This is a genomic window from Paenochrobactrum gallinarii (genome assembly GCF_014205685.1).
GTDB lineage: Bacteria > Pseudomonadota > Alphaproteobacteria > Rhizobiales > Rhizobiaceae > Paenochrobactrum > Paenochrobactrum gallinarii.
Genome location: NZ_JACIIU010000015.1, coordinates 13279 through 34915, shown reverse-complemented (window position 1 = coordinate 34915; position 21637 = coordinate 13279). Strand labels below are relative to the sequence as shown.

Sequence of the window (21637 nt, the reverse complement as noted above, 5' to 3'; positions counted from 1 at the left end):
GTAATCTGTGACTCCGCAAAGAGCTAATATCAGGCGAAAGCAATATTTGTAAAAATATTGTTGTCGTTATAAAATAAGCTTGCTCGATGAGGCCGGAAATTTCAAGGTTGAAATTTCCAACTTTATCGAGATTTTAAGAATACAGATATCCGGCAGGCGCGAATGCCTTGATGGATGATGTATTCTCAAATGGAAGAAACATATCGGATATGAAAGGTAATTACCTGATCATCTGATATTCAAGTTGAGTGGCGGATAACACCTGTTGTTCAAGAGATATATCGCTGAATGCACTTAGGTGCGGGAGGGTATTTTGATAAGACAAAAAATAGTCGGCATTTCCGCAGCTTTGGCTGTCGGTTTTGGTCTTGCCGCCATAGCTCCGGCCTCAGCGGCTGGTTTTACGGCAGAGCAAGCAACCGCCGGTAAGAAAGACTATGACGCGAACTGCGCACAATGTCATGGCTTTAAGCTGGAAGGTCCGGATGCTCCGGGGCTGGTCGGTAAGGATATCATGGCCAACTGGGATACAGCCGGTGGTCTTTTTGACTTCATCTCTGTCGCGATGCCTCCTGTGGCGCCGGGCAAGCTTGGTGATGAAGCTTACCTGAACATCGTTTCCTACATCATGTCTTACAATGGCGCACAGCCAGGTGATGAGCCGATGGTTAACGATGAAGATAAGCTGGCAGCCATCAGCCTTGTAGATGAAACAGCGGCTGGCCCTGCGGCCAATGCTGTTGCTGATGCAGGCCCTGTTGCCGACACGAATGTTCCGCAGGCATATACTTGGGGCAAACAGCTTCCAGGTGGACCTGAGCCGGTTGCAAAGGCTGTGCCTGCCGGTTCTTCCGTGCCGCAAGCATTTACATGGGGCAAGGAGCTTCCAACCGCTAACTAAGTTTCCGGTTTCAAGCTTCTTTTACCGTAATTTATCCTGACAGGAGAATTCCTTTGAAAATCAACCTGAGAACCTCGCTTCTTGCTGCCGGTACCATTTTGATGGCAATTACCGGTGCGGCAATTGCACAGGACGCACGTCCTTATAAGCCAGTCACCGATGAAATGCTGCTCAACCCGCCAGCTGAAGAATGGCTGCAGTGGCGCGGTACCTATGACAACCACGGCTACAGCCCGCTTGACAAAATCAACAAAGATACTGTCAAGGATCTGCAGCTTGCTTGGGCCTGGCCAATGGCTGAAGCCGGTATTCAGGAAACTGTTCCGCTCATCCACGACGGTATCATGTTCCTGCAGACCAGCAACGCTGTTGTTGAAGCACTCGATGCTAAAACCGGTGATCTGATCTGGCAGTACCGCCACGTTGCAACCGAAATTCCACAGGCATGGAGCTATCAGGCTAACCAGGCTCGTCGTCAGAAAAACTCTATTGCTCTGACCGGCGACAAGGTCGTTTTGACCACTCCTGATGCGAAAATCGTTGTGCTGAACGCAGCAGACGGTAAAGTTGTCTGGGAAAAAGAAGTTCTGGACGTGATGAAGGGTTACTCCTACACCGTCGGACCGTTGATTGTTAAAGACAAGATCATCAGCGCAATTTCCGGTTGCTCGATTGCCGGTACCGCTGGCGGTTGCTACATCATGGCTCATGACCTGAACACAGGTGAAGAACTGTGGCGCTTCAACACCATTGATGATCCAAACAACCCGGAACAGCAGAAGAGCTGGGGCGATGTTCCTGCAGAAAACCGCTGGGGTGGTACACCTTGGGCAACCGGTTCTTATGATCCGCGCACCAACATGACCTTCTGGGGCGTTGGTATGCCTGGTCCATATGCTGAGCTGATCCGTGGTTCAGGTGATGGCGATGTGCTTTACACCAACTCGACAGTTGCTCTCGATGTCGACACCGGTGAGCTGAAGTGGTACTTCTCGCACTTGCCACGTGATAACTGGGACTTGGACAGCCCGTTCGAACGCGTTCTGGTTGACCAGGAAATCGACGGCAAAATGCATCACCTGATGATTTCGATCCCAGGTAAAAATGGTATCGCTTTTGCTCTGGATCGTGACACTGGTAAATACCTTTGGTCAAAAGAAACCATCGTTCAGAACGTTGTGGAATCCATCGACAAAGACGGTAAAATCAAGCTGAATGAAAGCCTGATCCCAAGTGCTGTTGGCGAAGGTGCAATGATCTGCTCCTCCGTATCCGGTGGTAAATTGTGGCAGGCCGGCGCATACAGCCCGCTGACCAAGTCTTTCTTCGTTCCGCTGACCGAAGCTTGTAACACTGTAACTCCGACCCAGTCCGAGTTTACAGCTGGTAACGCGGTTGGTTCGGTTAAGTTCGGCCCTCGCGTATTGCCGGAAGGCATCAAAGAAGCCGGCTTGATGCAGGCTTTGGATATCAACCCTACACAGGGTGAATCCAAGTGGCAGTTCCGTAGCCGTCCTTCAATGACTTCTTCGGTTCTGGCAACCGGTGGTGGTCTGGTATTCGGTGGTGACGCAGCTCGCTTCGTTAAGGCCTGGGATCAGGTAACTGGTGAAGTTGTTTGGGAACAGCGCCTGAACGCCCCAATCGGTGGTTCGCCTGTGACTTACGAACTCGACGGTGAACAGTATCTGGTTGTTCCAACCGGTTACTCGAACGCTGCAAGCTCGATTTCTTCAGCATTCCCGGAAGTTCCGCTGCCATCAGGTGCCGGTAACTCGATCTTCGTTTACAAGCTGCCAGCAGCTAAGTAATCGGTAATCGATTTGAGACTGAGAAAAGGGCTTCGGCCCTTTTCTTTTTTACAAGGTCAAACAGGATTGAAATATGCGCCGATTTCTTAAAACACTGGGTCGCGGCTTATGCAGCCTTGGTCTTTTATCAACTTTGACCTTACCGGTTTTGGCTCAGACTTCGGGTGTTCCTGAAGAGCTGCTGAAAAACAGCCGCCGTCAGAAAGGCGATAGTCTGACATTTTGTAATGATGTGAACAGTCGATTACGTGACTTTGATCGCGACATTGCGCAGGCGATTGGTGATGCACTTTTTTTGAAAATTGACTTCAAAGAAGGTTTTGGTGGTTTTCCATTAAGTGGTGATGGCTTCTTGCAAGAATTGCAGATTGCCATGACTAATGATTGTGACGTTATGATGGGATTGTCTGTCCAGGAAGAGTCTGCCTTTCCTGAATGGGCTGCTATGACACGCCCATATGTTTCATTACCATATGTGATGGCTGTAACTGAACCTGACTGGAACAGTCTTGCTGATATTCCATTCGACCGTAAACTTGGTACCGCGATGCAAAGCATCGGCGAGCTGGTTTATATCACCTGGTCGCAGCAGCAACCTAAACAGTCGCGTTGGGTACGTTTGCCTTATGCGGATATGGATTTGATGGTCAAGCGCGTCGTGGATAGCAGCTTGGGCGGAATTTTACTTTGGCAGCCTGTTTATGCACAGCTTAAAAAGAATAATCCCGAAGCAGACAGTTTGCGACTGGTCGATACAAAGCCTTTGCCGGTTACCTATACCAAGGTTGGTGCATTGGTTGATGTTCGTGATAGTTTTTTAAGAACTGAAATTGATCAGGCAATTGATGCATTGGCCGCTGATGGTACGATTGCAAAAATCATGGAAAAATACGGTTATGAAGGTGTTGCGGGCGACAGCAACTGATTGATTATTTTATTATTTTTATAAAAACAGCTCCCTTAACGGGAGCTGTTTTCGTTTAGATCAAGTGCAGCATTTTCAATAACTGACTGGTATCAGGAAACCAGCCAAGAATGAGGATGATAATCATCAAGCTTAAGCAGAGCGGTTCGAATTTGATCAGTTTCGAGTCGCTTTTGGGCAGGATAATGCGCCATAGATTGCCAGCTAAAAAGCCCGGAAGAGGAACAAGGCTGATCAAAACCAGTCCCAGCATTTGTTCCTGAATAACCTGCACACTATAAAGCACATAATAACCACTTGTGCGGGACAGCGCCTGATGAATATAGGGGCGCAGAATATCAAGTATTGGTATGGTAATCAGTGCGACTGCGCTGCCGATCAGAATGATAAGCAAAATGCGCAGCATTTGTGATGCTTTAGACGCTGCGCTCAATCGGATTGGCCTGATCCAGCCATGGCTGAATAAAACCGCCATCGCTAGTCCGCCATAGGAAATATTGGCGGCCGGATTGAGTGACAAATGTCCCTCACGTTGCGGACGTTTGTCATCCAGCCACGTCGCCAGCAGGGAGATCCATGCGCCATAAAACGCAGTGACGACAAGCATCATAAGAAGACGGGTTACGAATTGATGGACGGTCAATTCATTGAGAATATTCACTTAAATTCACCTGAATTTTTAAACTGCACTGCAAAGCATCTTATTGCAGCTCTGATTTTAATTCTGTAGCTATAGCATGGCGCTATAAGTTTTTGAAATAATACGCGCCTGGCAGATGCTGTTTCTTACACCGGTACGACAAAACTTTGCTTGACCGTTTGGCTCAATACGTCGGTTTTAAGGTTCTGCACCCCTTCAATCTGGCTGAGAGATTCCGATTGAAAGCGTCTATAGTCTTCAAGATCAGCCGCAACGACCCGAATGATGACGTCATAATCACCAAGCATAAAATAACATTCCTGCACTTGCGGTAATTTTTTAATCTCTTCCGCAAAATGTTTCAGGCTTTTTTCATCCTGCTTATCGAGCTTGATGCGGGTGAAAAAGGTCAATCCTTTATTGACCTTAGCCGGATTAAGAACCGCTACATACCGATCAATGACGCCTGCTTCTTCCAATAATTTAACACGGCGCAAACAAGGCGAAGGTGACAAACCCACTTCGCGCGCCAAATCATTATTCGCGATGCGGCCATCTCTTTGCAGCACACGGAGAATCTTCTTGTCGGTCTCATCCAGACGCATTGGCTTAAAATTCCAATTATAAAATAATAATTGACAGTTTATGCCATAATGAAAGGTTTAAAGTCAATAATAGCCATGAAATTGCTCTGATAATGAATTATCTTGCTACAAAACTTCATTCATTCAGATAGTGTAGCATGGATATTTCGCAGACCTATATGCCGTCAGATACCAAAGCGGCTTGGCGTTCAGAATTTTGGCGCGGCATGATAACCGGTATTCCGGTGCTCCTTGGTATCGTTCCTTATGCTTTGGTGCTGGGGGCACAAGCAGCGCAAAAGGGTTTGACCCTTGCTGAAGTACCAATGATGACAGGGCTTAACTTTGCTGGTGGTTCGGAATTTGCGGCCATTCAGCTTTGGACATCGCCGCCTCATATTCTGCTGATTGTTTCCATTACTTTTCTGGTCAACAGCCGGCATTTGCTGATGGGCGCAGCCTTAGCGCCATTTATCAAGCATTTGCCGAAACGAAAAGCATTAGCAGCATTATTCTTGATGTGTGATGAAAGCTGGGCGCTGGGACTGGATGATGCAAGAAAGCGCAAATCGCAAGGCTTTATGACAGCTTTTAGTATGCCGTTTTATTTAGGTGTCGCACTGCCGCTATATATTATGTGGGTGTTGTTTACACTGCTTGGCGCAGGCTTTGGCCCGATGATGGGTGACTTACGGGTCTATGGCCTTGATATGGCGTTTCCGGCCGTCTTTCTGGTGCTGCTTGCCGGTATGTGGAAAGGTTTTGCAGCTGCACGTCCTTGGCTTGTCAGCCTTGTTGTTGCAGCAACATTTTATCTGACTGTGCCAGGCGCATGGTATGTGGCAGCTGGTGCGGTTTCCGGCTTGGTGGCAGCTTATTTTCTGGCAGAAAAAGAATGATTGATCCGATTGTTGCCGTCACCATTTTATTGATGGCAGGCGTAACCTATCTGACCCGTATTGGTGGCTATGTGTTGCTGCGTAACCGTGTTTTGAGCAAACGCGCAACTGCGGTGATGGAAGCGGCACCTGGTTGTGTGCTGATTTCAGTGATCGCGCCGGATTTTGTCTCTAATAATCCGGCTGATCTCTTAACTTTGGCGATTACTATTTTTGCTGCAACGCGTTTTTCGATGTTACCAACTGTTGTCATTGGTATTGCTTCTGCTGGTATCTGCCGCGCATTGATTGGCTGATAATTTTAAGGGCACTTAATTCGTGCCCTTAAAATCTTACATACCCAGTGCCGCGCGCGATGTTTTGCGTCCGCTTTCAATCAAATCGCGGGTATATTGCTGCTGCGGATTGCTGAAGATATCTTCAACCGTGCCTTGCTCAACAATGAGGCCGCGGCGCATGACAATCACGCGATTGCAAATCTCTTTAATCACCGCCAGATCATGTGAAATAAAGAGATAAGTCAGATCAAGATCACGGCGTAGCTCTTGCAAAAAATCCAGCACTTGCGCTTGCACCGAAACATCAAGTGCTGATGTCGGCTCATCAAGGATAAGTAATTTCGGGTTAAGCGCCACTGCACGGGCAATGCAAATACGCTGCTTTTGACCGCCGGATAATTCATGCGGATAGCGATATTTAAAATTGCGCGGTAGTTGCACAATGTCGAGTAATTTATCGACTTGCGCTTCAATTTCGTGGCGTTTTAGCTTTGATTGCAGACGCAATGGCTCACCAATCGCATCGGCAATATTGTGACGGCCATTAAGCGCTGAATGCGGATTTTGAAACACAAGCTGCATATGGCGCCGCATCAGCCGCATATCTTCCTGGCTGAGCTGACAGATGTTTTTATCATCAAAAAGCACGTCACCTGATGTTGGTTCAACAAGGCGCAAGATAAGGCGGGCGAGGGTTGATTTACCAGAGCCGGATTCGCCGACAATGCCAACGATTTCACCTTTATTGGCGTGAATATTCACGCCGCCAACGGCGGCAAACTCACCACCATCTTTGAGCTTATAAATCTTCTTGAGATCACTGACTTGCAGGAGTGGCTTTTCACCTGTTTCCGTGGTGGTTTCCGTCGTCGCAATCGGATTGTTGATATCCGGCATCGCTGCCAGCAAACGCTTGGTATAGTCATTTTGCGGGTTGGTCAGGATGTCATTCGTCAAACCCTGCTCAACAATTTCTCCCTTATACATGACTGCGCAGCGTTTCGCGACAGTGGCAATGGCCCCCATATCATGGCTGATCATAATAACGGTGAGATTAAGCTTTTTAACCAGCTCATTGATGAGATCCAACACTTGAGCCTGAACAGTTACATCAAGTGCGGTGGTTGGTTCATCGGCAATTAGCAGGTCCGGCTTGCCGCAAAGTGCCATCGCAATCAGAATGCGCTGGCGCATACCACCGGAGAGCTGATGCGGATAGCTGTTAAAGACGCGTTCAGGTTCAGGAATGCCAACCTGTCCGAGCAGTTCAAGTGTTGTGTCTTTGCGCTGCTGTTTGCCGGATTGTACGCCGCCAGCCGCTTTTTCATGCGCCTTCATCACATCGCTGATTTGCTGGCCAACGGTGAAAAGCGGATTAAGATAGGTCATCGGATCCTGAAAGATCATGGAAATGCGGGTGCCGCGAATTTTGCGCCAGCCCTTATTATCCAGACCGATCAGATCAATATTATCGAAATGCATCGAGCCGTTTTTGACCTCGGAGCGCTTTGGCCCGATACCTAAAACCGTGCGCATCAGCACGGTTTTACCCGAGCCGCTTTCGCCAACAATACCAAGCGTGTCGCCGCGATAAACATCCAGATTGATATTTTTGAGAATTGGCAGCGAGCCGTCAAAGGTTCCGATGTTCAGGCTGAAGTCCTGAATTTTTAACAATAATTCACTCATCTTTCGCGGCTCCGCGGGTCGAGAATATCACGCAGGCCATCGCCCAGCAGATTGAAGCCCAGCACGGTCAGGAAAATGGCGGCACCAGGGAAGAAAGAATACCACCACCAATCCGGCATATAGCTTCGGGCGATGGAAATCATTGCGCCCCATTCCGGTGATGGCGGACGTGCGCCAAGGCCGATAAAGCCCAAACCAGCGGCAGACAAAATCGCCATGCCCATATCCATGCTCATTTTGACAATGATCGGTGAAAGGCAATTGGGCAAAATATGGTGCCATAAAATCCATGGGGTTTTCGCACCGATTGAGCGGGCGGATTCTACAAATAATTCTTCTTTGACAGAAAGCGTCTTGGCTTCCACTAAACGCACATAACCGGGCCACCAGACAATCGCCAAGGCAATCAGGCAATTGGTGAGGCTTGCACCTAGGGCTGCAACAATCGCCAAGGCTAAGGCCAAGCCCGGAACAGCAAGAAAAAGTTCAGTCACGCGCATGATGACAGCGCGCACCAAGCCGCCTTTATAGCCTGCGATGATACCAAGCGGGATGCCGATCAGTGCGCCAAGGCCGGTGATAACAATGCCGATCCAAAGGCTTGTGCGTGCGCCGATGATAACGCGCGAGAAAATATCTGCGCCCATTTCGTCGGTGCCAAACCAGTGTTCAGCACTTGGTGGTAGCAGGCGCTGGCTCATATGTACCGCACCGGCGGCATCTTCAGGATAAGGAACCAGCCACTGGCCAAAAGCTGCTAAAAACAAAAATAGCAGCACTAAAGCCAAACCAAGCATGGAGGAAAAGCTGGAGCGGAACATATGCGCATAGAGACGCCATTGGCGGATCTGACTGGCGTATTTCTCGCGGAAGCTCAGTTTATCTTGTCTCTGATGTTCGGTGTTTACAGATGGGGTATTCATCATGCTTTCCTCAAACGTGGATCGATCCATGCGTAAGCCAGATCAACTAAGGTGTTCGCTACTACGAAGAAGAAAGCGATAATCAGGGTGACGCCGACAACCGGCTTGAAATCCGATGCGAGAGCGGAAGAAACCGCATAAAGACCAATGCCCGGCCAGTCGAAAACGGTTTCAACCAGAACGGTAGAGCCGAGCATCCAGCCAAAGCGCAAACCGATCATGGCAAGGGTTGGCAGGAGTGCGTTTTTAAGCGCGTAGATAGCGATGATGCGTTTTGATGAAATGCCATGTGCGCGCGCAGCAACAATATAATCCGATTGCAGCACTTCCACCATTTCTGCGCGATTGACACGCAGGATCGAGGCAAGACACGGGAAGGACAACACAAAGGCAGGCAGCAAAATATGCTTGAGCGCCACACCAAATGTTGAAAATTGTCCGGCCAGCAAACTATCGACCAGCAACATGCCGGTAATTGCTTCAGGCGGGCGGGTGACGAGTGGCAATTGGCCTGAAACCGGCAACCAGCCTAAATCAACAGCAAAGAGAAGCTGCAACAAAATACCAAACCAGAAGGCAGGCAGCGCCACACCGGAAATGGAAAAAATACGGGTGATATGGTCGAGCGGTCCGTCCTTATAAACGGCGGATAAAATTCCAAATGGCACGCCGATCAGCACACCCAACATCATCGCTACAAGAACAAGTTCTAAAGTGGCCGGTGCATAGCGCAGCAATTCATCCATAACCGGACGGGTTGTGACAATAGACTGACCGAGATCACCCTTCAACAAACCGCCCATATAGACGACAAATTGCTCGGTCACCGGTTTATCAAGGCCGTATTCCACCCGGATGGTTTCCACCATATCTTCCGTGGCATTGGGGCCGGCAACAAGGCGTGCAGGATCACCGGGGGCAATATTCGTGATGACAAAAGTGAGCGCCGCCACACCTATCATCGTGAATATCAGTGTCATTATTTTTCGTAAGGTAAATGATAACATGGCATTTCCCGGTTGACCGGCAATAAACAGTAAACTGTCGATACCGTCGAGCGCGTGCAGTAAAGTCACACACGATCTTTGACTTAACATATTGTTTTTATTTGTTTTCATGGTGAGGCATTCAGCTTGCCTCACCATGAAATATTCTGATGCGACTATGACCGATGGGGGCGGTTACAGTCTTGATGCATCAGCTTTGACCGGTTTTATTGTTCTTTGATCCACAAAGGATAAAGGTCAACTTCACCGGTAAAATGCACAGGGCTAAACTTGAAGTCCTGCAAATAGCTTTGATGTGCCCAACGGCGGTTTTGCAGCATGCCGAACACTTCCGGCTGATCTGCTACGATCTGGGTTTGCACTTCAGCATAAAGCTTGGCGCGTTCATCCCAGCTGGTGCTGGCACGAGCCTGATCAATCTTCTTAGCCACATCCGGATTGTCATAGAATGACATCGCGTAATACTGACCCCAGCTATTTGGATGATACTGATAGGCAACGGCATCCGGGTCGGTGGAAATTGGTGTCGTGTAAACAGAGGTCATTGCCGGCGCTGTTTCTACCTTTGCACCATTGGCCACCATATTTGGCCATTGTTCCGGCTGGATCTCAACATTGATGTTGAGCTCCTTGAGGTTTTCCATCAAGACCAAGCCAATGCGGCGGGCTTCTTCAAGACCGGCCACATGCACATAAGGCAGGGTGATGCCACCATCCGGATAGGCGGATTTTGCCAGATATTCTTTGGCCTTTGCTATGTCATGGCGCGGCATGGCTTCGACTGCGATATGGCCTTGCATGGCATCCGGCAGCGGGCTGGTTTCAAGCGAGGCATCGCCGTTATAAATTTGCACCAGTGCATCATAATCCATCGCATAAGCAATGGCCTTACGCAGGTTGATATCGGCAGTCGGGCCTTTCTGCGTGTTAAACTTGATGCCGAAAGTGGTCATGCCTTTGTGGTTCTGAATAGTAATATTCGGAATACGCGCCATCTGAACATAATCGTCGGAGGTCAGGCCTTCAGCAATGTCCACTTCACCACGCTGCAATGCTGCTTTTTGTGCGGCAGGCTCACGGATGATCTTGTAGATCACACCGGCAGGACGGTTTTCACCTTGCGGCCAGCCACGCCAGTAATCGGCGTTCGCCTTCAATGAATAAAGAACATTCGGCTCCCAGCGATCCATCGTGAAGGGGCCGGAACCGGCTTCATTATCGGTCAGCCATTTCTGGCCGTAATCGCCATCCACTTCATTGGCTTTAACCTGATTTGGATTGACAATATACCACCATGGCAGAAAGGAAATGAACGGCGCATAAGGCGCATCAAGTTCAAATTTCACCGTATGGGCATCAACGACAGTGATGCCTTCCGGCTTCAGAAAGTCTTTCAGCATCCATGCGATGCCTTTGTTGAGTTTTAAGCCGCGCTCGAATGAATAGCGCACGGCTTCCGCGTCAACCGGATCGCCATTGTGGAATTTTGCATTATCGGCGAGATGGAATGTCCATGTTTTGCCGTCTTCGCTGACATCCCAGCTTTTGGCGAGCCATGGTTTAATCTCAGCCGGATCGCCTTCATATTTTAAAAGCGCATCGTAGAATCCCTGCTGCACCATGCGGGTTGACCAGTCATAGCGCACATGCGGATCAAGCACCGGAATAGCCTGCCGGCCGGTAAAAACGATGATGTTGCCATCTTCGGTACGTTCAAAAGCGCCTGCCGGTGACAGCATGGCGGTAGAGGCTAAAAGCCCCGCAAAAACCGTGTATCGGATCAGATTTCCTAACATCAGAACTCCCCATTAATTCATGATTTTAAAAGCAACGAAACAGGCAATGCTCAGATCATCTGGCGGATGACACCGGAGACAATGCGGCGGGATAATAAAACAGGCGCTTTGCAAGTTGTGCGGGCGCGTTCCAACATTTCGCCGGAATAGCCCATGCAATGCATGATAACGAAACTGCAATCACTGAGCTCGGCGGCTTTCTTTTCAATGTCGCCACCGGCATAGGGCGAGGCGGCAACCAGTTGAGTTTTGCCTTTGAAAACATGGCGCTCGTGAAAATCATTGATCTGGCGTTCAAGCGGCAGGATGACACCTAAAGTTCCATCATCGGTAAGTGCGTTAACGGTGGCATCAACAATGCGCTGCGCTTCAATAACGAGGGTGTTTTTCAAAGGCGTGATATGTGTTCCGGTGCAAAGCAGCACAATAAGGTTGAAACCCTGATTGTCGATTGTTTGCAGGATCAGGTTAAGCCGCTCTTCGGTTAGTTTTTTGGATGTGACAATTTCATCGCCGCTTTTAAGGCGGGTGGCAAAAGAATGTTCGCCGTCCTGGGCATGAAGAGCGGTTAGTTCCGTATCACTCAAACCATCAAGCACGCCAAATTCCTGACAGGTGACTTCTGTGTCTGTCAGTCCGGCGGTAATATCAGTCATCATTTCCGGCACAATATCAATGCGCGGCGTCTGCCCGATCGTTACAAAAGCAATGCGAAAAGCTTTCGCCATATTATCCTCACCCATTCACTGCTCATCCCAGAATAAGCAAGAGTAATGCGTGGGAAGACCATTTCTCTATAGGGTTATTCCCCTATATGGCGTTTTTTATGCAGAAAATTGCGCCTACCATTTGATGAAAAGAATCACTGTGATGGCATATTGAATGCAAATCACAGCTTTTTAAGTGTGACCGGAGGTGATCACCAAGCGAATAAGTGCATTGGAAGAGGAAACTTCCATCTTGCTTAAAACATTGGAACGGTGAATCTCCACGGTCTTCGGGCTGATATCCAATTGGCGAGCAATCGCTTTATTGGAAAGCCCTTCGGCCACCAGTGACATCACCTGTCTTTCACGCGGGGTCAGACGGGCAAGCTTTTCTGAAAATTCTGGCGTGACACCGGGCAATACAATTGTCTGTGCTTGATAAAGCAAAAGCCTGATTGCGCTGGAGACAATGCGGCGTGCCAAAATCACCGGCTTGCCGCTGGCGCGCGCTACAACTGCACGGTCAGCTTCTGTATAAGCCACTGAATTTAAAACAATAATATCAGTTTCAGCCAGATCAATAAGCGCTGCTGCCAATTGTCCGCGATCATTGTCGCGTGCATGGCTTGCTACAATTTTATAGTCAACCAGAGCGGGAATATCGAACTCCTGCAACTGGCGTTCCAATGGCATAATAATGCCGACAGTCGAGCCCTGTGCAGCCAGAGAAATAATTGCCGATTCAATCGCGCGCTGGGAATTAACAGTCGGGCAATTGCTTTCAAAATCGCGGAAAAGGCCGGTCGATAAAATCGCAACCAGATCATATTCACCTGGGCGAAAACCAGCGACGATCTTTGCCATTCTTTCGCTGATTGCGGATTTGGAAAGCACAATATTGGAACCGTCAGCAAGTCGTGTGACTATGCTGGCTTCATCATCCTTAACGGCAAATGCTTCAATTTCTGCGGCTGACAGATTGTCGAGCGCCCCGATTTCCAGTGTTTCTAACGGAACATCAAGGTTCTGCATCATTTCTTCGATCAGGTCATGACGCGGCGATTGGCCGACCGTGACAAACATGATGCGACGAAGCATTTTATCCGACTGTTCTTTGGAGCCGTTTTTAACGGATGGCACCAGATATTCTCCTCAAACTCCCGATTCCTTTACGGATCATCCTCGATTCTTGATCAATTCTACACCTTTATAGGGGCGGTTCCCTATAGGCACGCATTATCTTCGAAGGCTAGTGTTAAATATATTTTTCGGAGGGAAGCATGATCCGTGATTTTGACGAAACAGAAATTGATCCGCTGGCAACCGGCGCGTGGATCTTGGGAACTGGTGGCGGCGGCAGCCCTTATTTGGCACAGCTTAACCTCAAAAAGCTTTATAAAGAGGGAAAACGCTGCAAGCTGATCGATCCGGCAGCTCTTGATGATAATGATGCCGTGGCGGTTGTTTCCAAAATGGGTGCGCCTCTGGTTGGTCAGGAACGTCTGGTAGATCCGGCACATCTGGCACGCGCCATGCGTTTGATGGAAGATTATACCGGCCGCAAATTTCGTGCTGTGATGAGCGTTGAGATTGGTGGCGGTAACGCCTTGTCGCCTTTCCTGGCCGCAGCACATCTCGACATTCCTGTGGTGGATGCCGATGCGATGGGACGCGCCTATCCGGAAGCACAGATGACCAGTTTTGCCATCGGTGATTTGTCGATGTATCCGCTGACATTGGTTGATTGCCGTGACAATGAAGCGATTGTTGCCAAGGCTGCATCATGGAAGTGGATGGAACGTATTTCGCGTAAAATCTGCACCGAAGTGGGGTCGACATCAGCAACCTGTAAGGCTCCGCGCACAGGCCGTGAAGTGAAAGACTGGGGTGTGCTCAACACTGTGACCAAGGCTGTTGCATTGGGACGTGTTGTGGCAGAAGCGCGTGCAAAACACGAAGATCCGGTGGCGGCAGTGCTTGCGCATGAAGGCGGCAAGCTGCTGTTTAAGGGCAAGGTTTGCGATGTGGATCGTACCACAACCGGTGGTTTCTTGCGCGGTTCAGCCAAAATTGAAGGTCTGGATAATGACAAAGACTCCATCTTTGAATTAAGCTTCCAGAACGAATGGGCGGTCGCCTTCCGTGACAATCAGCCAATCGCAATGACACCGGATTTGATTTGTCTGCTCGACACTGTTTCGGGTGAAGCAATTGGTACAGAAACAGTGCGTTATGGCCAGCGTGTTACAGCCATTGCGCTGCCTGCACCGGCTGTTTTATGCACGCCTAAGGGCTTGGAACATGTAGGCCCGCGTGCATTTGGCTATGACATTGACTTTAAATCGGTATTTGGATCATGAAGCGTATAGGTATTGACGTTGGTGGCACCAATACGGATGCCGTTCTCATCGATGGTGATAAAGTTATCTCCACCATCAAATTTCCGACCACCGCAGATGTGATGCATGGTGTGGTCAATGCAATCAATAAAGTGATGGCTGACCAGCCGGCAGATGCAAAGCCTGTTGATGCTGTGATGATCGGCACCACGCATTTTACCAATGCGGTCGTTGAACGCAGCCGTTTGGAGCGTGTTGCCGCCATTCGTATCGCCATGCCTGCGGGTGCCTCATTGCCGCCGATGGTCGACTGGCCGGAAGAACTGCGTGATGAAGTTGATCCTTTATCCTTCATGGTTGAAGGTGGTCATGAATATGATGGCCGTCCGCTCGTGCCGCTGGATAAAAACGCCATTCGCGAAGCTGCGAAAAAAATCCGCGATGCCGGTATTACATCGGTTGGTATTACGGCACTTTTCTCGCCTTTAACCACAGAATGTGAAGATGAAGCTGCGGAAATCGTTCGCTCTATCATCCCTGATGTGCGCGTCACCTGTTCCAACACGCTTGGCCGCATCGGCCTTCTGGAACGTGAAAACGTCACATTGCTGAATGCGGCTTTGCAGGGCCTTGGCCAGCGCACGGTTGATTCATTTGGCAAAGCCCTGGTGGAAGCCGGTATTTCGGCACCATTTTATCTGACCCAGAATGACGGCACCGTTGTTTTGGCGGAAGTGGCAGCTGCCAATCCGGTTTACAGCTTTGCGTCCGGCCCGACAAACTCCATGCGTGGTGCGGCATTTCTCACCGGCTTGAAAGAAGCCATGGTGATTGACGTTGGCGGCACCACTTCAGACGTTGGCTGCCTGATTAACGGCTTCCCGCGTGAAGCTAATAATGTGGTGGAAGTTGGCGGCGTTCGCACACTTTTCCGTATGCCGGATTTGTTGCCATTTGCTTTGGGTGGCGGCACGATTGTTAATCCGGAAACCGGTCAGGTAGGCCCGCGCAGTGTCGGTTATCGTATCACTGAAAAAGCCTTGGTCTTTGGTGGTGATGTGCTGACAGCTACCGATATCGCTGTTGCTGCTGGTCTGGTGGAAATTGGTGATCGTGACCGCGTCAAGCATCTTGATCAGAGTTTTGTTCAAACGACATTGAAGCGCATCAATTCGATGGTTGAAGACAATGTCGATCGTATGAAAACCTCTGCCGAAAACGTCAATGTTATTGCCGTTGGTGGTGGTGCATTCCTGATCCCTGAAAAGATCAAGGGTGTGAGCGAAGTGCTGAATGTTGAACATGCCGGCATTGCCAATGCGCTTGGTGCGGCTATGGCGCAGGTTTCAGGCGAAGTGGATCAGGTTTTCTCAGGCCTTAGCCGTGAGGAAGCACTGGCTGCCGCTGAAAAAATGGCGCGTGATCGTGCGATCGAAGCAGGGGCTGCACCAGACAGCATTGATCTGCTTGATACGGAAGACATTCCGATTGCTTATCTGCCGGGTGATGCCCGTCGCGTACGCGTTAAAGTGGTTGGCAATATTACATTGTAATCAGCCGAAATTCAAAAGCCCCCGTTTAATGCGGGGGCTTTTTGTTTAAGCTGGAAATTGCGTTGCCAAAAACTGTCCTGCTTCTTCAGCAAGTTTAATCATGCCGGCAAGGGGATATTGGTTATCCATCTGGCGCAAGTCACGAATATGCTGGATGGCCGTTGCAACATCTTGAAACTGATCGCGATGACGCCAGAAAAGATATATCGCCAGAACGGTGAGTGAGCGTGAGCGACCGCCGCGACAATGCACCAGCACATTGCCGTATTTATGTGCGGGATAGTGCGGTTTTCCCGGACTTTCCTGATTTAAAATACCATCAAGGGCAAAAACCGCGGCCAGCAGATGGGTGAGCGAATTACCGTGACCATCAATCAAGCCCACTTGTGTGCGGCGGATATGGGTGCCGTCGGCCAGTTGTAATGGTGCCAGATAAACATTGACCGCCACATTCATAGTCGAGGTGATATTCTCTTGCAAAAGCAGCGCGGCATCATTGGCAGTCACCTGATTGCCGATATAAAGCGTTGCATTCTGCGCACCTGTTTTTTCAAAAACCGGTACGATCATGGAAAAATTGTCTTCTTCCTTTTCGCTCATTCCGGCGGGTGGCAATAAAGTAACAGGCATTTTCAACTCATTTCATGAATAGCATCAAGGCAGGATTAATTCGTTTTCACAGCATAGGCGCTCGCCTAAGATTGTGAACAGGTTTTCTGCCTTTTGTGGATCGACAAAAGCAGGCAGAACAAACCGCGCACGGGTCTGATCGGCAATGGCAATCACATCACGCTGGCGCGGATGAACATTCCATGCAAACCATTGTGCCGTGCCGTTTGTCAGCATGGTTTTAGCCGGTGTATTATCCGGCACATGGCCGGTAAAAATGAAATTTCCGTTTGCGCCAAATTCTGCCAGCAATTCAGCCGAATGGCCGCTTTCGGCATTGGCTTCAGTGGTGATGATAATATCATCAATACTGAAAGCTGTACTATAATCCTGCTGCTGCAAAAGCGCTTTGAGTACCGGCTTTTGCGTCACATCATAAAGCGTTTCATTGTCCAGCAATTGTTCGATTTCGGCATAAATGCTCTTGCCAAGACGCGGGATATGACCACGGGCTAAAAAGGCCAGTGCCATTTCCGGCCCGCGTCCATGGGATGGTACGCAAAGTACGGCGCCGTCTTCGCAGGCGTTATAAATTTTGCTGAACTGGTCTTCTAAAGCCTGATCGCGATCGCCATAAGATGCATCAGTCAGCAATGTGTCGGCAACGGGTGGCATGTCAAAGGGAAGCAGATTGGATTCAACGCTCCAGTCCCCTGTATAGGTTACGCCACCATGATCGCTAAAATGCACCCATATGCCACCAGGTGAATGGCCGCAACGTCCGGTTTGTGCCGCTAGCCCTTCAATCAGGCATTTTCCTTGATCCGGCAGAAAGCGACGGTCGGCTTCTGCTACCGGCGCATCCTCCAGAAAACTCCATGTGGTGCGGGTCGCATAGACGGGAGGATTTCCGATCTGCGGACGTAAATGCAATGCATCGGCGTGATCCATATGCGCATGTGACAGCACGATGCAATCTACATCGCCCACATGGGTTAAATCCGGGTAGATGCCAGGTTCCGGCCCTTCGCCCAGATCCAGCATAATGCGTTTGCCGTTCATTTCGAGCACGAAACAGGCAGGCATTTTACCGCCCAGACCGCTAACGCTGATGAGCTTTGCTCCGTTTAGTTTTGCCATGGAAGCGCACCTTTTGGCAGTTTATGCGAGAAGAGAGAAATGAACGCCATCAGCAGGAAGATGACCATGACGATCAGACAACCAACCGCTGCGGCCAAAGCTGATGAGCCGCCTTCTTCCAAAAATACAATCATCGGACCGATGGTGCGGGTGGAGGAAGAAACCAGCAGGATTGAGACCTGAATTTCATTGAGCGCACTCATGAAAACCAGAATGCCGCCAGCGACCAATGCGGGTGCTACCAATGGTGCTATAATCGTGCGCATGCGGGTGATAAAGCCAGCGCCTGCCACCCGTGCTGCTTCATCCATTGAGCGGTCGACCTGTGCAAATCCGCTTAATGCGGGGCGCAGACAAAGCGCCAGAAAGTTGGAAATATAGGCGGCGAAAATAATCCAGACCGAACCGTAAATGCTGACATTGAGGATCGGGATGGGTTTGAGGAAAAACAGGATCATCGCAACGCCCAGAATGATGCCGGGCAAAGCATAGGTCAGTTCACTTGCGACCTGCAAAAGCCGTGACAGCAAGCCTTTTTGCCAGCTGAGGAAATAGGCCAAAAACAGGGACAAAGCCATAATGACGACAGAGGAGGCGAGGGTCAGATTGAAACTGGTGATGAAAGCATTGCGGATGGCTTCTTGAGCAAAGAGCGCCTGACGGTAATTTTCAAAAGTAAGGTTGGTGAAGTTTAATTCCTGACCGACTCCGCGCACCAGGGAGGAGGCGATGAGTGCAGAAATCGGCAGCACCAAAGTGATGAGGTGAAAGCCCCAAGCGGCGATTTCAACCGGATATTTCCATTTGCCCAGATCCCAGACCATGTTTTGTCCAAGGCCGGACACACGCACGTCACTGCGATTGGCAAGCCAGCTGTTCAAAATCAGGCAGAGGCTGGCAATAATGGTGAGAAACAGTGCAAGCACAGCCATTTCCGACAATGCTGTCGGGCCATAGGAGTTTAATCTTTGATAGATAATGGTAATCAGCGTTGGAAATCTGGCCGGAATACCAAGCATTGCCTGAATACCGAAATTGCCGATGGCTGAAACAAAGGCGAGGGCTGCGCCTGCCAGCAAGCCGGTGCGTGATAATGGCAGCACGACACTGAGCATAGTCGCCCAAGGTTTTGCACCTGACGCGCGTGCAGCCTCCAGCAAATCTGCCGGAATACGGCGCAATGTGGCGCGCAATGTCAAATAAACCAATGGTGCATTATAAAGGCCAAGCAGAATGATAATGCCGGTCGACGAATAAAGCGGGTGTTTGGTGCCGCCACTAAAACTAAACGGCAGATAAGTTAAAAGCGGGCTGGAGGGCGAAAGTGCCTGCACCCATGCCAGTGCTGTCACCTGTGGCGGGATCATCAAAGGCAGTACAAAGGCAAAAATCCACGCTTGTTTCCAACGCATTTTGGTGAAAATCGTCAAAAAACCAGCGGCCGAGCCGATAACAAGCGCCAATATGGTGGAAAAAACTGCAATATAAAGCGTGTTAAGAGTGGCGGTGAAAATTTGCTTCTTCGCCAAAACGCTATAGACCCAATTAAGGCTGAACTGGCCTTCCGGCATTAGCGCCGTCATAGCCAGACGCGCAACCGGCGCGATTGAAAGGCTAGCAATCAGCAGGGTCAACAGAGTGAGAATAATCCACTCGGTTTTGAAAGAGAGCGTCGCAAAGCGACGCTCCAGATTTGAGGATATATACTTCACGTAAACTGCTTATCCGCCGAAGATTTCAGTGAAAGTTTCACGGGTCTGCTTGTCGGATGCAACAGCTTCATCGCTGTCCATTGGCAGAAGTTTAATGTCTTCCAAACGCGGGAAGCCTTCCGGTGAAGGCAGCGATTTATCGATCGACAAATTGCCTTGCTTGATAACCAGCTCCTGACCTTGCTTTGACAATACAAAGTCCACGAACTTCTTGGCTGCATCGGCGTTTTTGGTGTTTTTCATGATCGCAACCGGCTCGGTGATGAAGCTCACACCTTCGGTTGGGAAAATGAGGTCGATTGGTGAACCACTGGCTTTGGCGCGAATAACATCCGCATCGGCGATGATACCGTATTTTGCCATGCCATTGGCAACAGCCTTCAAAGCCGGGCCATTGCCGCCTTCAGGGTGAATGTCGAGCTTGGCAAGACCTTTGTAGAAATCCCAGCCGATTGTATCGACATTTTTAACTGAGTGCAGATGGTTGAGAGCTGCGCCTGAATAAAGCGGGCTTGGAACAGCAATCTGACCGGTGTTTTTTTCGTCCAAAAGCTGGTTCCAAGAGGTCACGGCTTCGGCGTTTTTGGTGTTATAGGCAATCGCAGTGGTGATCACTTTGGTGCCAAAGAAGGTCATGTCTTTGTCATAGGTTGCCTTGTCGAAGTTACCGACAGGGGCTTCCGGATAGCTGAGCAAACGGTCGTCTTTTTTCAATGCGCCGAGGTTAATGGTATCGGCAACAAGCAAGAGATCCGGCTTGATCGCACCAGCTTCGATTTCAGCCTGCAAAATATTCATCAACTGGCTGGTGCCGTTGCGCATCCACTCCACTTTGATGTCAGGATACTGTGCCTGAAACGCATCAACAGTCTGTTGTGCAATTTCAGGGGACTGCGATGTGTAAAGCTGCAATGTGGTTGCATTGGCTGCGGTTGAGATGAGAAGCGCGGTAGTAAGAGCAGTTATAAGACGCATGAGATAAGCCTTTTTGACTGTTGGGTTTATGCTTGGGAGGCGGGGATAAGCCAGGCATCATCAATAAGAAGTGAGATGGTCTGGCCGGTTTGAAGATCGGTTAACTGGTCGGCATAAAAAGCAAGCTTGACGCCGGGAAAGCGGATGGCTTCTGCTTCCATGCGGAAATGACTGCCGCGAAACACCTTGCGGGTGATTTTTACGCGGATATGGCCTTGATTTTCCGCAGCAGGCTTTAGATTTTCGGGATGCATGGCAATCACGCCGGATGAGCGTGGTTGTTCATCTTTATGGCAGCGCACTTCCACGTCAAAACCTTCAATTTTGACGGTTGCTTTGCCATTATCAACCGCACTGACATGGCCGGTTGTGAGGGTAAAACCATCGCCGATAAATTCGGCAACCATAGTGTTGCGCGGTTCATTATAAAGCTCATGCGGTGTCGAAAACTGCATGATGGTGCCTTTATCCATCACTGCGACACGGTCGGCGAGCGCCATGGCTTCAGCCTGATCGTGGGTGATGTAAAATAATGAGGCACCGGTTGAGCGGTGGAATTTGGAAAATTCATCTTCCATCGCAGAGCGTAAATTCACGTCCAGATTGGCCAGTGGCTCATCCAGCAAAACAAGATTGTTGCCTTGTGCCAAGCAACGGGCCAGTGCCACGCGCTGACGCTGACCGCCGGAAAGGTCGGCAGGTTTGCGATGGGCATAGGCCAGCATTTCAACGGTTCTCAGCGCATCATCAACACGTTTTGTGCGCTCGCCAGCCGGTGTTTTCCGTACTTTCAGACTGTAGCCGACATTTTCTGCAACATTCATATGCGGCCAGAGCGCATAATTTTGAAAGACGATACCGAGATTGCGATCTTCAGGAGCGACAAATTTTTTGTCCGAAGTAACAAGATTGCGGTCAATATGGATAGTGCCGCTATCAGGTTGCTCAAAACCGGCAATCATGCGCAGCAAAGTTGTTTTGCCGCAGCCGGATGGGCCAAGCACGGCAACAAACTCGCCATCACCGATAGACAGGCAAATATTGGAAAGTACCTGAGCACCGCCATAGGACTTGTTTAGGTTCTGTATTACGATCTCGGACATTCAGCTTGTCATTTCACCTGCATCAAAACATCAAGTCTGCACTCGT

General features: G+C 49.6%; 20 protein-coding genes. 7 read left to right on the top strand and 13 right to left on the bottom strand.

The window, feature by feature from the left end:
- The first annotated feature begins 313 nt into the window (after positions 1-313).
- From FHS77_RS12640 to FHS77_RS12630, 3 genes are all read left to right on the top strand, one after another.
- Positions 314-901, top strand: coding sequence for a c-type cytochrome (locus FHS77_RS12640; protein WP_184223924.1), 588 nt, complete (start codon positions 314-316; stop codon positions 899-901).
- 53 nt (positions 902-954) lie between these two features.
- Positions 955-2712: a pyrroloquinoline quinone-dependent dehydrogenase gene (locus FHS77_RS12635; protein ID WP_246431328.1), complete on the top strand. Its 1758-nt coding sequence runs from the start codon at positions 955-957 to the stop codon at positions 2710-2712.
- 73 nt (positions 2713-2785) lie between these two features.
- Positions 2786-3637, top strand: coding sequence for a substrate-binding periplasmic protein (locus tag FHS77_RS12630; RefSeq protein WP_184223922.1), 852 nt, complete (start codon positions 2786-2788; stop codon positions 3635-3637).
- 55 nt (positions 3638-3692) lie between these two features.
- On the opposite strand, the gene FHS77_RS12625 is transcribed toward FHS77_RS12630, so the two are convergent.
- Both FHS77_RS12625 and FHS77_RS12620 read right to left on the bottom strand, forming a co-directional pair.
- A complete protein-coding gene (locus FHS77_RS12625) occupies positions 3693-4298 on the bottom strand; it encodes a hypothetical protein (protein ID WP_184223920.1) in 606 nt (201 codons plus the stop codon).
- A 125-nt stretch (positions 4299-4423) separates the two neighbouring features.
- A complete protein-coding gene (locus FHS77_RS12620; protein ID WP_184223918.1) occupies positions 4424-4882 on the bottom strand; it encodes an Lrp/AsnC family transcriptional regulator in 459 nt (152 codons plus the stop codon).
- A 137-nt stretch (positions 4883-5019) separates the two neighbouring features.
- On the opposite strand from FHS77_RS12620, the gene FHS77_RS12615 reads away from it, so the two are divergent.
- Both FHS77_RS12615 and FHS77_RS12610 read left to right on the top strand, forming a co-directional pair.
- Positions 5020-5760, top strand: a complete 741-nt coding sequence (locus FHS77_RS12615) for an AzlC family ABC transporter permease (protein ID WP_184223916.1) — start codon at positions 5020-5022, stop codon at positions 5758-5760.
- Complete coding sequence (locus FHS77_RS12610) at positions 5757-6056, top strand: AzlD family protein (RefSeq protein WP_184223914.1); 300 nt, start codon at positions 5757-5759, stop codon at positions 6054-6056. The genes FHS77_RS12615 and FHS77_RS12610 overlap by 4 nt, the downstream gene beginning before the upstream one ends.
- A gap of 36 nt (positions 6057-6092) precedes the next feature.
- Here FHS77_RS12610 and FHS77_RS12605 read toward each other — a convergent pair whose 3' ends face one another.
- From FHS77_RS12605 to FHS77_RS12580, 6 genes are all read right to left on the bottom strand, one after another.
- Positions 6093-7727: a dipeptide ABC transporter ATP-binding protein gene (locus FHS77_RS12605; RefSeq protein ID WP_184223912.1), complete on the bottom strand. Its 1635-nt coding sequence runs from the start codon at positions 7725-7727 to the stop codon at positions 6093-6095.
- Complete coding sequence (locus FHS77_RS12600) at positions 7724-8650, bottom strand: ABC transporter permease (RefSeq protein ID WP_184223910.1); 927 nt, start codon at positions 8648-8650, stop codon at positions 7724-7726. Before FHS77_RS12600 ends, FHS77_RS12605 begins: the two co-directional genes overlap by 4 nt.
- Positions 8650-9657, bottom strand: a complete 1008-nt coding sequence (locus FHS77_RS12595) for an ABC transporter permease (protein WP_184223977.1) — start codon at positions 9655-9657, stop codon at positions 8650-8652. The genes FHS77_RS12600 and FHS77_RS12595 overlap by 1 nt, the downstream gene beginning before the upstream one ends.
- 206 nt (positions 9658-9863) lie before the next feature.
- Positions 9864-11453, bottom strand: a complete 1590-nt coding sequence (locus tag FHS77_RS12590) for an ABC transporter substrate-binding protein (RefSeq protein WP_184223908.1) — start codon at positions 11451-11453, stop codon at positions 9864-9866.
- A gap of 50 nt (positions 11454-11503) precedes the next feature.
- Positions 11504-12196 (bottom strand): AroM family protein, encoded by a 693-nt coding sequence (locus FHS77_RS12585; RefSeq protein ID WP_184223906.1) that lies wholly within the window; start codon positions 12194-12196, stop codon positions 11504-11506.
- Positions 12197-12352: 156 nt separating this feature from the next.
- A complete protein-coding gene (locus tag FHS77_RS12580; protein ID WP_210307133.1) occupies positions 12353-13300 on the bottom strand; it encodes an AroM family protein in 948 nt (315 codons plus the stop codon).
- A gap of 140 nt (positions 13301-13440) precedes the next feature.
- On the opposite strand from FHS77_RS12580, the gene FHS77_RS12575 reads away from it, so the two are divergent.
- Together FHS77_RS12575 and FHS77_RS12570 are read left to right on the top strand one after the other, a co-directional pair.
- Entirely contained in the window at positions 13441-14520 is a 1080-nt protein-coding gene (locus FHS77_RS12575) for an S-methyl thiohydantoin desulfurase family protein (RefSeq protein ID WP_184223904.1), read from the top strand.
- Positions 14517-16052: a hydantoinase/oxoprolinase N-terminal domain-containing protein gene (locus FHS77_RS12570; RefSeq protein ID WP_184223902.1), complete on the top strand. Its 1536-nt coding sequence runs from the start codon at positions 14517-14519 to the stop codon at positions 16050-16052. The genes FHS77_RS12575 and FHS77_RS12570 overlap by 4 nt, the downstream gene beginning before the upstream one ends.
- A 45-nt stretch (positions 16053-16097) precedes the next feature.
- Here FHS77_RS12570 and FHS77_RS12565 read toward each other — a convergent pair whose 3' ends face one another.
- From FHS77_RS12565 to FHS77_RS12545, 5 genes are read right to left on the bottom strand one after another with little or no spacing between them, the layout of a single operon-like run.
- Positions 16098-16682 (bottom strand): dual specificity protein phosphatase family protein, encoded by a 585-nt coding sequence (locus FHS77_RS12565; RefSeq protein ID WP_184223900.1) that lies wholly within the window; start codon positions 16680-16682, stop codon positions 16098-16100.
- A 24-nt stretch (positions 16683-16706) separates the two neighbouring features.
- Positions 16707-17801, bottom strand: a complete 1095-nt coding sequence (locus FHS77_RS12560) for an MBL fold metallo-hydrolase (protein ID WP_184223899.1) — start codon at positions 17799-17801, stop codon at positions 16707-16709.
- Entirely contained in the window at positions 17789-19513 is a 1725-nt protein-coding gene (locus FHS77_RS12555; protein ID WP_343061017.1) for an ABC transporter permease, read from the bottom strand. The genes FHS77_RS12560 and FHS77_RS12555 overlap by 13 nt, the downstream gene beginning before the upstream one ends.
- Positions 19514-19522: 9 nt before the next feature.
- Positions 19523-20488 (bottom strand): ABC transporter substrate-binding protein, encoded by a 966-nt coding sequence (locus FHS77_RS12550; protein ID WP_184223897.1) that lies wholly within the window; start codon positions 20486-20488, stop codon positions 19523-19525.
- Between the two features lie 26 nt (positions 20489-20514).
- Positions 20515-21591 carry an ABC transporter ATP-binding protein gene (locus FHS77_RS12545; RefSeq protein ID WP_184223895.1) on the bottom strand — a complete coding sequence of 359 codons (1077 nt, stop codon included), beginning with the start codon at positions 21589-21591 and terminating at the stop codon, positions 20515-20517.
- Between the last annotated feature and the right edge of the window lie 46 nt (positions 21592-21637).

Bases quoted from the DNA above. Each gene is read 5' to 3' on its own strand.
- FHS77_RS12585 (WP_184223906.1), bottom strand. From the start codon at position 12,196: ATGGGTGAGGATAATATGGCGAAAGCTTTTCGCATTGCTTTTGTAACG.
- FHS77_RS12610 (WP_184223914.1), top strand. From the start codon at position 5,757: ATGATTGATCCGATTGTTGCCGTCACCATTTTATTGATGGCAGGCGTA.
- FHS77_RS12565 (WP_184223900.1), bottom strand. From the start codon at position 16,682: ATGCCTGTTACTTTATTGCCACCCGCCGGAATGAGCGAAAAGGAAGAA.
- FHS77_RS12595 (WP_184223977.1), bottom strand. From the start codon at position 9,657: ATGTTATCATTTACCTTACGAAAAATAATGACACTGATATTCACGATG.
- FHS77_RS12615 (WP_184223916.1), top strand. From the start codon at position 5,020: ATGGATATTTCGCAGACCTATATGCCGTCAGATACCAAAGCGGCTTGG.
- FHS77_RS12560 (WP_184223899.1), bottom strand. From the start codon at position 17,801: ATGGCAAAACTAAACGGAGCAAAGCTCATCAGCGTTAGCGGTCTGGGC.
- FHS77_RS12590 (WP_184223908.1), bottom strand. From the start codon at position 11,453: ATGTTAGGAAATCTGATCCGATACACGGTTTTTGCGGGGCTTTTAGCC.
- FHS77_RS12570 (WP_184223902.1), top strand. From the start codon at position 14,517: ATGAAGCGTATAGGTATTGACGTTGGTGGCACCAATACGGATGCCGTT.
- FHS77_RS12575 (WP_184223904.1), top strand. From the start codon at position 13,441: ATGATCCGTGATTTTGACGAAACAGAAATTGATCCGCTGGCAACCGGC.
- FHS77_RS12550 (WP_184223897.1), bottom strand. From the start codon at position 20,488: ATGCGTCTTATAACTGCTCTTACTACCGCGCTTCTCATCTCAACCGCA.
- FHS77_RS12605 (WP_184223912.1), bottom strand. From the start codon at position 7,727: ATGAGTGAATTATTGTTAAAAATTCAGGACTTCAGCCTGAACATCGGA.
- FHS77_RS12620 (WP_184223918.1), bottom strand. From the start codon at position 4,882: ATGCGTCTGGATGAGACCGACAAGAAGATTCTCCGTGTGCTGCAAAGA.
- FHS77_RS12630 (WP_184223922.1), top strand. From the start codon at position 2,786: ATGCGCCGATTTCTTAAAACACTGGGTCGCGGCTTATGCAGCCTTGGT.
- FHS77_RS12545 (WP_184223895.1), bottom strand. From the start codon at position 21,591: ATGTCCGAGATCGTAATACAGAACCTAAACAAGTCCTATGGCGGTGCT.
- FHS77_RS12600 (WP_184223910.1), bottom strand. From the start codon at position 8,650: ATGAATACCCCATCTGTAAACACCGAACATCAGAGACAAGATAAACTG.